Here is a 13,781-nt window from a genome sequence, read left to right as displayed (position 1 = left end):
TGGGAACGGGCAGTGGAGGGGGTGTACGGGTGCCGAAGCCGAAGCCGGCGCCGCTGCCGGTGCTGCCGGCCGAGCCGGGCCCGCCGGTCATGCCGCCCGACCCCGGCGCCGCGGCGTTCTTCGACGTCGACAACACGATCATGCAGGGCGCGTCGATCTACTGGCTCGCCCGCGGGCTGGCCGCCCGCAGCTACTTCACCGCCGGGGACCTGGCCCGGTTCGCCTGGGGGCAGCTCCGGTTCCGGGTGCTGGCCAAGGAGAACGCCGGCCACATGGACCGGGCCCGGGAGATGGCCCTGGCGTTCATCGAGGGCTGGCGGGTCACCGACCTGGAACGGATCGGCGAGGAGATCTACGACGAGCTGATGGCCGACCGGATCTGGCCGGGTACCAGAGCGCTCACCCGCGAGCACCTGGACGCCGGCCAGCGGGTGTGGCTGGTCACCGCCGCCCCGGTCGAGATCGGCCGGCTGATCGCCCGCCGGCTCGGCCTGACCGGCGCGATCGGCACGGTCTCCGAGATCGACGGCGGCGTCTACACCGGACGCCTCGTCGGCGACCTCATGCACGGCCCGGCCAAGGCCGAGGCCATCGCCCGGATCGCCGCGGCCGAGGGCCTGGACCTGTCCCGCTGCACGGCGTACAGCGACTCGGCCAACGACATCCCGATGCTCAGCGCGGTCGGCCGCGCGGTCGCGGTGAACCCGGACGGGGCGCTGCGCCGGGAGGCGCGGCACCGCGGCTGGCAGGTCCGCGACTTCCGGACCGGCCGCAAGGCGGCCAAGCTCGCCGTACCGACGGCGCTGGCGGCCGGCGCGGTCGTCGGCGGGGTGTCGGCCGGGCTGGCGGTCCGCCGGAAGCGGGCGGGGCTGCGTTGACCCGGCCGGGGGAGCCGGCCGCCCCGCGCCCGGCCGACGCCACCCGCCCGCCCCGCGCCGCCGCCCCGGAGCCGCCGGCCGCCGGCGCCCCGACGCTGCCCGACCGCCCGGCCGCCGGCACCTCCACGCGGCCCGACCACCCGGCCGCGGATGCCGCGACCCGGCCCGATCACCCGGCCGGCCGGCCCGATGTCGACGTGTCGCCCGACCGGGCCGGGGACGGGGCCGGCAGTGCAGCGCTGCTCGATGCCGGCGGGTGGGCCGAGGCCGCGGGCGGGCGGCCCGACGCCGGCCGGCACGCCGCGTGGGGGGAGCGGGACCGCAAGCGCGGCGGGGGCCCGTTCGCCGGCGCCGGCCACCACCGCCGGCCGCGGCCCGACGCCGACGAGCCGGAGCCCGCGCCGCCCCCGCCGACCGGCTGGCGGCGGCTGCTCCAGCCGCGGGTCTCCCCCGGCATCCTGGCGCTCATCCTCGCCGTCGGCGCCACCGGCGCGCTGCTGCTCGGCCCCAAGCTGCGCGAGCGGGACTCCGGCGCCCCCGTACCGCTGGCCGCCGCCTGGCCGAGGGCCGCCGTCGGCACGCTGGCCGCGCACCTGCCCGACGGCCCGTCGTACGACCCGGTGCTGCTGCTCGACGGCGGCGGCTCGGTCGGCACCGCCGCGACCCCGGACGGCCGGGCGCAGCGGCTCGTGCACCTCGACCCCGCCGGCGCCGTGCGGACGCTGCGGACGCTGTCGTTCGACGCCGACCCGCTGTTCGGCGGCGTCGGCCTCGCCGGCGACCGGCTGGTCTGGGCCGAGACGGTCAGCGGGCCCGGCGGCGCCGCGGCCAGCAGCCTGTGGAGCGCCCCGCTGCGCGGCGCCGGCCCGCCCGCCCGGCTGACCGCGCGCACCGGCGCGCTCGCGTTCTTCCACTCCCAGTACGACCTGGTGCACGCCGAGGACAAGCTGCGCTGGATCGCCGTCGGCACCGGCGCGACGCCGGTGAGCGAGCTGCGCTCGATGCCGCTGTCCGGCGGCGCGGTCGAGGTCCGGCCGCTCGCCGGGCAGTGGGCGATGTCCCGCTGGCCGTGGCTGGTCAGCGTGGCGTCGGCGGGCAGCGGCGGGGCGCAGCGCTACGACCTGGCGACGAACCGGCAGCTCGACGTCCCGTCGGACGCCGTCGACCTGGTGACCTGCGGCCCGACCTGGTGCCGGGTCCAGGTGCTCGGCGACGCCGGGCCGAGCCAGCTCGACGTCATGCGCCCGGACGGGCGGGAGCGGCGCCGCATCGCCGGGCCGGGGACGAGCGCGGCGATCACCGACGTGGGCGTGCTGGACCGGTTCGAGGTGCTGAGCCGGGCGGTCACGGCCGGGGCGGCGGACAGCCAGCAGGAGCTGGTGCTGTACGACATCGCGCGCAGGCGGACGGTGGTCGTGGCGCAGGGCGTGAACCTGGTCAACTGCCGGGACGGGCGGCTCTGGTGGTCGACGGGCTCCGCGGAGACGACCCGCTGGCACACCCTCGACCTGCGCACCCTCCACTGACCGGCGGCGGCTGCCGTCCCCGGCAGCGCGCCCGCTAGCGGGCGAACGGGTCGGGGCGGCGGGCGAGGAGGCGGTCGACGGTGGACTGGATCGTCTCCCGCACCTCGTCGGCCAGGTCGAACACCACCATCGGGTCGTCCGCCTGGCCCATCCGGTCCGCCGTCTCGATCGGCGGGCAGAACTCGATCAGCCACTTGCTCGGCAGCGGCAGCAGGCCCAGCGGGCCGAGCGCCGGGAACGTCGGGGTCACCGGGAAGTACGGCAGGCGCAGCAGCCGCGCGAGCGGCTGGATGTCGGCGAGCATCGGGTACGCCTCCTCCGACCCCACGATCGCCGCCGGGATGATCGGCTGGCCGGTGCGCAGCGCCGCCGAGACGAAGCCGCCGCGGCCGAAGCGTTGCAGCCGGTACCGCTCGGCGTACCCCTTGCCGACGCCCTTGAAGCCCTCCGGGAACACCCCGACCAGCTCGCCGGTGGTGAGCAGCCGCTCGGCGTCGGCGTGGCAGGCGACGGTCGTGCCGACCTTGCGGGCCAGCTCGGACAGGATCGGCGTGGTGAACACCAGGTCCGCGCCGAGCAGCCGCAGGTGCCGGGGCGCGGGGTGGGCGTCGTGCGCGGAGACGGCGAGCATCAGGCCGTCGACGGCGATCGTGCCGGCGTGGTTGGCCACGACGAGCCCGCCGCCCTTCTCGGGCAGGTACTCGGCGCCGGTCACCTCGGTCCGGAACCAGTCGGTGTACAGCCAGCGCAGCATCGGCAGGAACACCCGCTCGGTGAGCTGGACGTCGAAGCCGAACTCGTCCACCTCGTACTGGCCGGTGAGGCGGCCGCGCAGGAAGGCCAGCGCGTCGGCCACCCGGCGGTCCCACGGGTCGGCGGTCGGGTACGCGCTGCGCCCGCCGGTGCGCGGGTCGGGCGTCGGGTCAGCGGGCATCGGCGGGCTCCCCCGGCCGGCGGGCGGCGCGGATCCGGCGGATGCCGTCCAGCAGCGCCTGCTCCACCGCGGCCACCCTGGCGCTGGGCAGCAGGCTGCCGCCGCGGTGGGCGCGGATGAAGTCGTCGAACGCCTCGGGCGTCGACCGCGGCGTCAGGCCGAACTCGGCCTCCAGCCGGGCAGTGTCGACGACCCGGCCGTGCACGAACAGGTCGAGCTGGTCGAAGCCGAACCCGCCGAGGTCCAGGCCGCGGAACAGCCCGGCGGCCGCGGTCAGGCCGGGCTCCGGCACCGGTACGGGCAGCCGCCCCGCCCGCCGGATCGCCTGGGACAGCGTGAGCACCCCGGCGCCGGCCACGTTGAACGTGCCCGGGTGGTCGCGCAGGACCGCCTCGTGCAGCACCGCCCCGACGTCGTCGAGGTGGACGAACTGGAGCCGCGGGTCGCGGCCGAGCACTGTCGGCACGAGCGGGCTGGCGAAGTACCGGGTCAGCGTGGTGTCCGCGGTCGAGCCGATGATCGGGGCGAAGCGGAGCACGGTGGCGACGACGTCGGGGCGGCGCCGGTTGAAGCCGCGCAGGTACCCCTCGATGTCGAGGATGTCCCGGGCGAAGCCGCCGCGCGGGGTGGCCCGGGGCGCGGTGTCCTCGGTGAAGACCGCCGGGTCCTTGAACGACGCGCCGTACGCGGCGGTGGACGAGCGCACGATCAGCTTGCGCAGGTCCGGCGCGCGCTGGCAGGCGGCGAGGAGCTGCATCGTGCCGATGACGTTGCGCTCCTTGGCGTCCTCGTCGTCGGCGGCGCCCGGCCGGGCCGGGCGCGTGGTCACCGCCATGTGCACGACGGCGTCGGCGCCCAGCTCGACGAGGACGTTGCGGGCCCCGCGCCCGTCCGCCTCGACCAGCTCGACGCCGGCCAGCAGCGCGGCGACCTCCGGCGGCGGCGCCACGGCGTCCAGGCCGACGACCCGGGGCAGGCGCGGGTCGGCGGCCAGCCGGGCCGCGACGGTGGCCGCGAGGTACCGGCTGACGCCGGTGACGACGACCACTTGCGGACAGCCGGGAGCCGCGCCACGGCGGGGTGCGTTCATCGCGCCTCCCTACCGTGGGCGGACCGGACCGGTCGGCTACTTGCCGAGACGGCGACGCTGGACGCGGGTCTTGCGCAGCAGCTTGCGGTGCTTCTTCTTCGCCATACGCTTGCGGCGCTTCTTGACCACAGAGCCCATACGTCAGCCTTCCTCACCCGCACCGGGCCGCCGGGCCGGGAGGTACCCGGCCGCGGGTCGAGCCCGGACTTCTGGACACGGGACCGGTGACGTGTCGCGTCCACGGGCACCGGGCGGGGGTCATCTGCACGAGCCGGGCTGTCCCGGCGCGCGGGCTCGCCCACGCGGTGCGGGCCAGCCGCGCCGGGGCGGGCCGCCGGGATCGGCGGGCCTGCCGGCATGCACATGGCCGTCGGTGGGGACATGGCGGTCAGCGGTCGGCCCTCAGCGTAGCCGCCCGCCCCGGGTGTCACCAAGCCGCCCCCGGTCAGGCGGTTTCGGAGAACGCGCCGCGCAGGTACTCGTGGACGGCATGCTCGGGCACGCGGAAGGACCGGCCCACCCGCACCGCCGCCAGCTCGCCGCCGTGCAGCAACCGGTACACGGTCATCTTCGACACGCGCATCACGGTCGCCACCTCGGCGACGGTGAGGAACTTGACCTCCGCTAGCTCGCTGTCGACCTGCGGCGCCCCAGCCATGTGACCACCCACCGTCCGCTCCCCGGCGCGTGGGCGCCCCCGGCGCCGACGCGCGTACCCCTGCGTGTCACCTGTACGGTAGCGATACCGCTGTGACGGTGAGGCCACTTTCCGCGATCACGTCAAGCCGACACGCCGGCGGGTCACCCCGGGCCGGCGCGGCGCGGTCAGCCCCGGCTGGCCAGGGCGCGGGCGAAGAACAGCAGGTTGGCGGGGCGCTCGGCGAGCCGGCGCATCATGTAGCCGAAGGAGTCCGAGCCGTACGGCACGTAGATCCGCGTGGTGTAGCCCTCGGCGGCGAGCCGGCGCTGCTCCTGCGGGCGGATGCCGTACAGCATCTGGAACTCGAACCCGTCCTGGCTCTTGCCGAACCAGCGCGCCCGGTCCTGGCCGATCGCGATCAGCCGCGGGTCGTGGGTGGCGAGCATCGGGTACCCCTCGCCCGCCATCAGCACGTTCAGGGAGCGGACGTACGCCTTGTCCACTTCCAGCTTGTCCTGGTATGCGACCGACTCGGGCTCCTTGTACGCGCCCTTGCACAGCCGGACCCGGGACCCGGCGCCGGCCAGCTCGCGGCAGTCCGCCTCGGTCCGGCGCAGGTACGCCTGGAGCACCGCCCCGGTCGTCGGGAAGTCCTTGCGCAGCGTGGCGAGGATCTCCAGCGTGGAGTCGGTGGTGGTGTGGTCCTCCATGTCGAGGGTCACCGTGGTGCCGGCCTCGGTCGCCGCGGTGCAGATCGCCCGGGCGTTCTCCAGCGCGACCTTCTCGTCGACGAGCTGGCCGAGCGCCGACAGCTTGACGCTCACCTCGGCGGCGGGCGTCAGCTCGGCGGCCGACAGCGCGCCCAGCAGGCTGACGTACTCGTCGCGCACGCCGGCGGCCTGGTCGAGGTTGGTGGTGTCCTCGCCCAGGTTGTCGATCGTGATCGTCAGGCCCTCGTCGACGAGTTCCCGGGTGGCGCGCAGTGCGTCGTCGATCGTCGATCCGGCGACGAATCGACGGACCACATCCCGACTCACCGGCGCCCTCTCCACGACCTGCTCCACCGTGCCGGAGCGGGCCGCGGCGAGGATAAGTCTCCGCAGCATGGCGGAGAGACTACCGCGCCCGCGCGCCGCTGGGGAGTCGCATCCGGTACGGGCGGGCACTGGGCGGAACGCGCGCTCGCGTTTAGTGTGATGGCGTGGACTTCGCCGCTTATGCGCAGACGGCCGTGCAGCTCGTCAACGGGACGCTGACCGATCCCGACACGGCCGCGGACGTTTTCGTCGGCGACCTGTCCTGGATGCGCACCGAGGCGACCGAGCGCGACCTCGCGGCGCTGCGCCGGGCGCAGCCCCGGTTCCGGGAGGTGTTCCACCTCGGCGCGGCCGGGCGGGACACCGAGACCGTCGCGCTGGTCAACGTCCTGCTGGACGACTTCCCCGCCCGCCCGCGCATCTCCGGGCACGACGCGAGCGACTGGCACATGCACGTGGCCAGCCGGGGCGCGTCGGTGAGCGCGGAGCTGCTGGCCGGCGCGGCCTGGGGACTGGCGGCGTGGCTGTGCGAGCACGGCAGCTCGCGGCTGGGCGCGTGCGCCGACGACCGCTGCCCGAACGTCTACCTGGACACGTCCTCGAACCGGTGCCGCCGGTTCTGCTCGGAGCGGTGCGCGACCCGCGCCCACGTCGCGGCCCACCGGGCCCGCAAGCGCGCCGCGACCGCCCCGGCCTGACCGCCGCCGCACCCGCCCAAGTGATCAAATCCCACGCAGGGCGACCGACCGGGCGGCGCGGGACCGGCCGGGCGGCCGGGCGGCGCGGGACCGGGCGAGCGGCCGTCGAGACCGGCTCAGGCCGGCTGGGCGGCCGGGAGGTGGCGGCGGGCGAAGGCGAGGGCCTCGGCCAGGTCGGCCTCGCGGGTGTCCCGGCTGCGGGCGCCGCGGGTGGCCACCTCGACCGCGACCGCGCCGGTGAAGCCGCGGGCCGGCAGCGAGGCGAGCAGCTCGGCGCAGGGCTGGGCGCCGCGGCCGGGGACGAGGTGCTCGTCGCGCCCCTCGCCCGTACCGTCGCCGAGGTGCACGTGCGCCAGCCCGGCGCCCATGTCGTCGGCCATCGCCAGCGGGTCGGTGCGGGCGGCGGCGCAGTGCGAGATGTCCAGCGTGTACGCGTCGTAGCCGGCGGCGACCGGGTTCCAGCCGGGTACGTACGGCACGAACTCGCGCCGGCCGAGCCGGACCGGGTACATGTTCTCCACCGCGAACCGCAGGTGGCCGAACTCGTCGGCGAGCCGGGCCCGGCCGGCGGCGAAGCCGCGGGCGTACTCGCGCTGCCAGGTGAACGGCGGGTGCACGACGACGGTGCCGGCGTCGAGGTCGGTGGCGAGCGCGGCGGCGCGGCGCAGCCGCTGCCACGGGTCGGGGCTCCACACCCGCTGGGTGACCAGCAGGCAGGGGGCGTGCACCGAGCCGACCGGCACCCCGTAGTGGTCGGCCAGGCCGCGCAGCGCGCCGGCGTCCTGGCTGACGGGGTCGGTCCAGACCATGACCTCGACCCCGTCGTAGCCGAGGGCCGCGGCCAGTTCGAAGGCCGCGGCGGTCGGCTCGGGGAAGACCGAGCTGCTGGAGAGCAGTACCTGAACCACGGACCCAGCGTATATCCGCCACGCCGCCCGACTCCCACTGAATCATCCCAAAGCGGGATGAACGTCAGTGGCGAGCGCGGTCCAACCGGCGCAGGATCACTCCCTCGCGCAGCGCCCACGGGCAGACGTCCACCGTCTCCACCCGCAGCGCCCGCAGCACCGACTCCGCGACCACGGCCCCGGCGAGCACCTGGTGCGCCCGGGTCGGGCTGACCCCCTCCATCCGGGCCAGCGCGGGCGGCGCGATGTGCCGGACGAAGCCGAGCACCTGGCGCAGCCCGGTCCGGGTGAGCTGGCGCGGCGCCCACAGCCCGGCCGAGGACGGGGCGGTGCCGGCCAGCCGGGCCAGCGTCCGGAACGTCTTCGAGGTGACCACGGCCCGGTCCCAGCCGGTGCCGGCGAGCCGCTCGGCGACCGGGACGAGCAGCTCGTCCACGTACGCCCGCAGCCCCGCCACCGCCTCGGCCGACGCCGGCGCGGTCGAGGCCGGGCCGATGCCGAGCCACTGCCGGGTGAGCCGGCCGGCGCCGAGCGGGACGGACAGCGCCTCGGCCGGCTCCTCGTCCACCCCGGCGGCCAGCTCCAGCGAGCCGCCGCCGATGTCCAGGACGAGCAGCCGCCCGGCGGACCAGCCGCACCAGCGCCGGACGGCCAGGAAGGTCAGCCGGGCCTCGTCGGCGCCGGAGAGCACCCGCAGGTCGACGCCGGACCGCTCGCGCACGGTGGCCAGCACGTCGGCGCCGTTGCCGGCCTCGCGGACCGCGGAGGTGGCGAACGCCAGCAGCTCCTCGACCCCGCGCTCCTCGGCGCTCAGCCGGGCCCGGGCCACCGCCTCGGTCAGCGCCGCGGCGCCCTCCTCGGTGATCCGGCCGTCGCCGTCCAGCCGCTCGGCCAGGCGCAGCGGGGTCTTCTCCGAGTAGCCGGGCCAGGGGTGGGCGCCGGGGTGGGCGTCGACCACCACCAGGTGCACCGTGTTGGAGCCGACATCGAGTACACCCAGTCGCATGCCGAGCACCTTAGGGCATCACGGTGACGTCCCCGCGTACGGAAACGGCCCGGGCGGCGGGCGCCCGGGCCGTCGCATCGACGCCCGTCAGGCCGGCGCGGTGCCCGCCCGCCGGCGGCGCAGCATCCAGGCCACCAGCCAGGCGCCGACCAGTACCGCGCCGGTGCCGGCGAGCAGCAGGTTGCGCAGCAGGCCGCCGGGCGTACCGCCGGTGACCGGCAGGCCGGCGGCGCCGGCGCCGTCGGCGATCGTCACGGTGGTGCTGACGGTCACGCCGGAGGTGAGGCCGGTCGCGGTGATCGTCGCCGTACCGGGGGTGGTGAGGGTCAGCGGCAGGGTGATGGTGCCGCCGCTGTCGGCGGTCACGGTCGCCACGACGTCGCGGCGGGCCGACACCAGCCGCAGGCCCAGGGTCGCGCCGGTGTAGGAGACGCTCACGCTGACCTGCTCGCCGCCGAGGAAGCCGGTGGCGGTGAACTGGACCGTGCCGCCGCTGCCCACGGTGCCGATGTTCACGGTCGCGGTGGGCGGGGCGGGCGGGTACGGCGTGGCCGCGGCGGGCGTGGCGACCGCCAGCATCGCGAGGAGCGGGATCAACACTCGCAGCAAACGCACAATATCCCCCAGGACCGAAAATGACGGACTTTCGCGAAAAACCCTCCCTAGGACGAAGCTACTGCGCGTTCCGGCACCCGTCAGTCGAATCGGTGGATGGGGACCAGCCCGTCAGTCGGGGGGTCAACCACAGCCGCGGCGTGTGCGCGGCGGCGCTCGCCGCCCGCGGCGCCCGCAGGACCGCGGTCAGCTCGGTGGTCGCGCCGGGGCGCAGGTCCACCGTCCGGATGCCGGCCCGGCGGCCGCGGTCGGCGCCCGCGCCGAACGGCACTGGCCGCCCGTTCTCGGCCATCCCCACCAGCGCCCCGCCGGCCGGGGCGAGCACCGTGACGTTGGTCCGCAGCGTGTACGGGTCGCCGCCCAGCGCCAGCCCGGTCACCGCCACCGGCAGCCCGGACCGCGGCGCGGTCGAGGACAGCCGGACGGTCAGCGCGTACTCCCGCCGCCCGGCCACGCAGCCGCCCGGCCGCAGTGCGGCCGACTGGCGCAGGTAGTAGCCCAGCTTCGCGCCGCTGCCGTCGTTCAGGAACACCCCGACGGTCGGGCGGGCGCCGTCGTCGGCGGGCAGCCGGCCGCCCAGCACCGTCGGCTCCAGCCGGCGCTGCTCGTCCGGCCGGGCCGACCAGACCAGCAGCCGCCGCTCCCCCGCCGCCCGGCCCAGCGCGCGGATCAGCGCCGCCGGCCGGTCGGCCCGGCCGGTCAGCGCGGCGAACGTCGCCCGGGCCGCCGCGGCGAAGTACCGGTCCTGCGCCACCGACGAGCGGATCCGCCGGTACGTGCCGGACAGCAGCGTGCGCACCGCGGTGTCGCCGGCCAGCGGCGGCCCGCCCGGCACCGGGACCGGGCCGTGCACCCGGAGCAGGTACGACAGGGCCACCGGGTCGGTGGCGAGCACCCCGTCCACGAGCCGGCCGCTGCGCCGGCGGTACATCTCGCGCAGCGTCGTCGCCGCGGTCGGGAAGTCCGGGGTGAGGTTCACGTCGGCCGGGAACGTACCGAGCCGGTCGGTGTACAGCGCGGCCTGCGCGGGGTCCAGCGGCAGCACCGGGCGCGGGAACGGGCGCAGCGAGGACGCGCTGCCCTGCGCGACCACCGTGACCCGGCCGTGGTCGGCCGCGACCACCGCGTACGCGCCGGGCAGGCCGCCGGTGGCCCGCGCCTCGGCGAGGTTCTGGAACACCAGCAGGTACTCCCGCCGGCCGCTCGCGCCGAACATCGGCGGCAGCAGCGCCGCCGCCCGGGCCGCCGTGCCCAGGTCGCCGGTGGCCGCGCGCAGCTCGGCGCCGAGCCGGTCGACCGCCGCGCGCACCGGCCCGACCAGGCCGGCCCGGCGCAGCCCGGCGATCCGCGCGGCGCCGGCGGCGAACGTCGCCTCCGCGGTCGCCAGGTCGGCCGCCACGGCGGCCAGCGGGGTCAGCGGCAGCCGGCCGCGGGTCGGCGCCAGCGCGGCCGGGTCGACCCGGCCGACCGAGCGCAGCAGCGCGGGCAGGCCGACGTCGGCCAGCTCGCCGACCGTGCCGGCCACCACCGACACCGCGCGGGCGTCGTCGCCGGCCACCGGGACGTGCCCGACGCCGCGCCACAGCGGGTCGTCGGCGTACATCCGGGCCGCGTCGGCGTGCACCTGCAACTCGCTCAGCGTCCGCTCGGCGGCCCGGACCTCGCCCGCCCGGACCTGCCCGTTCAGCGTCCGGACGAGCTGCGCGGCGAGCACCAGGTGGTCCCGGACCATCCAGCCGCGGCTGCCCGCCCAGACCAGGCCGGGCAGCAGCAGCGCGGCGCAGCCGACCAGCGCGGCGACCCGGCGGCGGATCCGGCGGCGGGCGCGCCAGCGGCGGCGGCGCTCGCCGCGCTGGGCGGGCGGGCGCAGTCGGGGTACGGCCGGGTCCTCGATGAGCGTCACGCGGCGATCTCCCTCCGGTCGGCGCCGGCGCGCGGCACCGGCGGCTGTCCGGGCCGCGGCGCCGCCGGCGCCGGCCCGCCGCTGGCCGCGAGCGCGGCCAGGAAGGTCAGGTACACCCAGAGCTGCCGGGTGTCGTAGTAGCCGCCGGAGAACATGCTCGCCGCGGCCAGGTACGCGGCGGCGACCAGGCAGCCGCCGCGGTCCCAGGTGGCCCACGTCGCCCGCCCGCCGGCGTGCAGCAGCAGCCAGGCGACGGCCCCGGCGAGGAGCGCCAGGCCGACGGCGCCGCCGTCGGCACCCACCTCGGCGGCCAGGTTGTGCGGGTAGTCCATGTCGATGTACCGGCCCGCGTGGGCGCGGAAGCCGTCCAGCCCGCCGCCGAACAGCGGGTCGTCGGCGAGCACCCGCCAGGCCCGGCGCAGCAGCTCCGGCCGGACGGAGAAGTCGCCGCCCTGCAGGCCCGCGAGCGTGTACCGGCGGTACAGCCGGGTCAGCCCGGCGTTGCCGGCGACGTACGCGAGCACGGCCAGGCCGAGGCCCGCGGCCAGCACGCCGAGCGCGTGCCCGAGCCGCAGCCGCCAGCCGACCACCAGCGCGACCGCGGCGGCGACGGTCAGCGCGGCCAGGCCGCCGCGGGAGCCGGAGAGGAAGGCCGAGTACAGCAGCAGCGGCGTCGGCGTCAGGTACCACGCGCGGCGGTCGCGCAGGGCCAACGCGATCGCGCTGATCACGCCGAGGCACTGGATCCGGACGAAGACGTTCGGGCCGCCGCCGAAGGCCGCGTACCGGCCCTGCTGGCCCGGGCCGCTGTACCAGGCGGCGACCGCGAACACCACTGCCGCGCCGAGGCTCAGCAGGAGGAACCAGTACAGCGCGCGGGCCGGGTCGGGCGCGACGATCAGCGCCGCGGCGACGACCAGCACGCCCAGCATGGCCAGGTCGAGGCCGACGGCGTCCAGCCGGGCGGCCGGGTGCGCCCACAGGCCGCCCAGCAGCAGGTAGCCGAGCAGCGCCAGCACGCCGCCGAGCGGGCGCAGCGGCACCCGGTACCGGCCGGCGCCCAGCGCCCACAGGACGGTCAGCAGCAGCAGGGCCAGGCAGGCCAGGGCCCGCGGGTCCAGCCCGAGCGGGCGGGCGTGCTCGGCGGCCGGGCCGAACCGCCCGCCGAGCACGACGACGAACAGGCCGGCGACGAGGACGGGCGAGGCCGTCCGGGCGCGGTCAGCGGGCGCCGGCACGCGCGGCCTCCCGCCCCGCCCCGGCCGGCCGCCGGCCGCCGCCGAGGGCGAGCGCGCTCATCGCGGCGGCGGCGAGCAGGTAGCCGGCCAGCGCCGCGACGGCGGCGCCCCACAGGCCGTACCGGGGGATCAGCAGCAGGTGGCCGCCCGCGGTGACGGCCAGCACCGCGCCGTCGGCGACGGAGACCGCCGCGGCCGGGCGGCGGGCCAGCGCCAGGCCGGCGGCGACCCGGGAGACCGCCCAGCCGCCCGCCGCGGCGGCGAGCAGCGGCAGCACCAGCGCGGACCCGGCGAACGCCGCCGGCAGGCCCAGCCGGATGAACGCCGTCCCGACGGCGGTGACGGCGAGCGCGGCGGCCACCGCGTAGCCGGCGGCGCGCAGCAGCAGCCCGCCGGCGGGCAGCGCGCCGTCCGCCGCGGCGAGGTGCCAGCGGGGCAGGTGGGCGTCGACGTAGTTCTGGACGGGCATCAGGCAGAGTTCGGCGAAGGCGGCGGCGACGGCGTACAGGCCCAGTGCGGGCAGGCCGGCCAGCAGCGGGATGAGCAGCCGGTCGGCGCGCAGGGTGGCGAACGAGGCGAGCGCGCCGGGCAGCAGCCGGCGCCCGGCCGCCCGGATCCGCCGCCGCCGCGCGACCGCCGCCGGATCGGGACCGGCCGCATCGCCGGCGCCGGCCGGCGCGGCGGCGCCGGATACCCGGCGCGGGTCCGGCGGGCGGGCGGCGAACCGGTGGGCGGCGACCGCGGTCAGCGGGGCGGCGGCGTACACCGCCAGCCACGCCGCCGGCCCGCCGCGCGCGGTCAGCGCGAGCAGCGCCGCGCCGGCCAGCAGCAGCGCCTGGGCCGCGACGTTCGCCCGCAGGTAGCCGCGCCCGTCGGCGACGGTCGCGGCGCTGATCCGGATCGTGGTCAGCCCGAGCGAGGCGATGGCCAGCCCGCCGACGAGCAGCGGGTACAGCGCGGGCGCCCCCGCCCCCCGGACGGCCAGCAGCGCCGCGACGGCGGCGCAGCCCAGCCCCACCGGTACGGCCGCCGGCGCGACCAGCGCGGCGACCTCGCGCCGGGCGGCGGCGAACGTCGCCGGGGCGGGCAGCGCCGCCGGGTAGGCCCGGTCGACGCCGGCGACGAGGACGACGCCGAGCAGGTAGGACAGTTGCAGCAGCAGGGCCAGTTCGCCGCGCCCGCCGGGGCCGAGGGCGTGCGCCGACGCCATGTTGACGCCGAGGCCGGCGACGAGGACGACCGCGTGCCCGGCGAGCAGGTACCACGCCGTCCTTCCGGCCGCGGACATCACGCGTGCTGTCTCCCCCG

14 protein-coding genes are annotated in these 13,781 nt (G+C 77.5%); 3 read left to right on the top strand and 11 right to left on the bottom strand.

The window, feature by feature from the left end; genetic code table 11:
* The first annotated feature begins 89 nt into the window (after positions 1-89).
* Together IEY94_RS10815 and IEY94_RS10810 are read left to right on the top strand one after the other, a co-directional pair.
* A complete protein-coding gene (locus tag IEY94_RS10815) occupies positions 90-878 on the top strand; it encodes an HAD family hydrolase (protein ID WP_189170244.1) in 789 nt (262 codons plus the stop codon).
* A complete protein-coding gene (locus IEY94_RS10810) occupies positions 875-2,404 on the top strand; it encodes a hypothetical protein (RefSeq protein ID WP_189169983.1) in 1,530 nt (509 codons plus the stop codon). Before IEY94_RS10815 ends, IEY94_RS10810 begins: the two co-directional genes overlap by 4 nt.
* Positions 2,405-2,438: 34 nt before the next feature.
* On the opposite strand, the gene IEY94_RS10805 is transcribed toward IEY94_RS10810, so the two are convergent.
* The 5 genes from IEY94_RS10805 to IEY94_RS10785 form a co-directional block, all read right to left on the bottom strand.
* Positions 2,439-3,338: a lysophospholipid acyltransferase family protein gene (locus tag IEY94_RS10805; RefSeq protein WP_189169982.1), complete on the bottom strand. Its 900-nt coding sequence runs from the start codon at positions 3,336-3,338 to the stop codon at positions 2,439-2,441.
* Positions 3,328-4,428, bottom strand: coding sequence for an NAD-dependent epimerase/dehydratase family protein (locus IEY94_RS10800; RefSeq protein ID WP_189169981.1), 1,101 nt, complete (start codon positions 4,426-4,428; stop codon positions 3,328-3,330). Before IEY94_RS10800 ends, IEY94_RS10805 begins: the two co-directional genes overlap by 11 nt.
* A gap of 36 nt (positions 4,429-4,464) precedes the next feature.
* Positions 4,465-4,566 carry a 30S ribosomal protein bS22 gene (locus IEY94_RS10795; RefSeq protein ID WP_007465623.1) on the bottom strand — a complete coding sequence of 34 codons (102 nt, stop codon included), beginning with the start codon at positions 4,564-4,566 and terminating at the stop codon, positions 4,465-4,467.
* A 307-nt stretch (positions 4,567-4,873) separates the two neighbouring features.
* Positions 4,874-5,086, bottom strand: a complete 213-nt coding sequence (locus IEY94_RS10790; RefSeq protein WP_189169980.1) for a helix-turn-helix domain-containing protein — start codon at positions 5,084-5,086, stop codon at positions 4,874-4,876.
* Between the two features lie 167 nt (positions 5,087-5,253).
* A complete protein-coding gene (locus IEY94_RS10785; protein WP_189169979.1) occupies positions 5,254-6,174 on the bottom strand; it encodes a proline dehydrogenase family protein in 921 nt (306 codons plus the stop codon).
* 95 nt (positions 6,175-6,269) lie between these two features.
* Between IEY94_RS10785 and IEY94_RS10780 the strand changes: the two genes are divergently transcribed.
* On the top strand, positions 6,270-6,803 hold the full coding sequence (locus IEY94_RS10780) for a CGNR zinc finger domain-containing protein (RefSeq protein ID WP_189169978.1): 534 nt from the start codon (positions 6,270-6,272) through the stop codon (positions 6,801-6,803).
* A gap of 116 nt (positions 6,804-6,919) precedes the next feature.
* Here the strand turns inward: IEY94_RS10780 and IEY94_RS10775 are convergent, their stop codons facing one another.
* The 6 genes from IEY94_RS10775 to IEY94_RS10750 all read right to left on the bottom strand — a co-directional run bounded on the left by IEY94_RS10775 (position 6,920) and on the right by IEY94_RS10750 (position 13,761).
* Complete coding sequence (locus IEY94_RS10775) at positions 6,920-7,711, bottom strand: sugar phosphate isomerase/epimerase family protein (RefSeq protein WP_189169977.1); 792 nt, start codon at positions 7,709-7,711, stop codon at positions 6,920-6,922.
* A gap of 64 nt (positions 7,712-7,775) precedes the next feature.
* Complete coding sequence (locus IEY94_RS10770) at positions 7,776-8,717, bottom strand: Ppx/GppA phosphatase family protein (RefSeq protein WP_189169976.1); 942 nt, start codon at positions 8,715-8,717, stop codon at positions 7,776-7,778.
* 87 nt (positions 8,718-8,804) lie between these two features.
* Entirely contained in the window at positions 8,805-9,317 is a 513-nt protein-coding gene (locus IEY94_RS10765; protein ID WP_229783560.1) for a hypothetical protein, read from the bottom strand.
* Between the two features lie 73 nt (positions 9,318-9,390).
* On the bottom strand, positions 9,391-11,235 hold the full coding sequence (locus tag IEY94_RS10760) for a DUF4012 domain-containing protein (protein ID WP_189169975.1): 1,845 nt from the start codon (positions 11,233-11,235) through the stop codon (positions 9,391-9,393).
* On the bottom strand, positions 11,232-12,473 hold the full coding sequence (locus IEY94_RS10755; protein WP_189169974.1) for an O-antigen ligase family protein: 1,242 nt from the start codon (positions 12,471-12,473) through the stop codon (positions 11,232-11,234). The genes IEY94_RS10760 and IEY94_RS10755 overlap by 4 nt, the downstream gene beginning before the upstream one ends.
* The gene (locus IEY94_RS10750) at positions 12,457-13,761 is read right to left on the bottom strand and encodes a hypothetical protein (protein ID WP_189169973.1); all 1,305 of its coding nucleotides are present in this window, start codon (positions 13,759-13,761) and stop codon (positions 12,457-12,459) included. Before IEY94_RS10750 ends, IEY94_RS10755 begins: the two co-directional genes overlap by 17 nt.
* Between the last annotated feature and the right edge of the window lie 20 nt (positions 13,762-13,781).

The sequence above is a fragment of the Pilimelia anulata genome (genome assembly GCF_014647895.1).
GTDB lineage: Bacteria > Actinomycetota > Actinomycetes > Mycobacteriales > Micromonosporaceae > Pilimelia > Pilimelia anulata.
The sequence above is the reverse complement of the archived record's forward strand: the minus strand, read 5'-3'. Positions and strand labels throughout refer to the sequence as shown.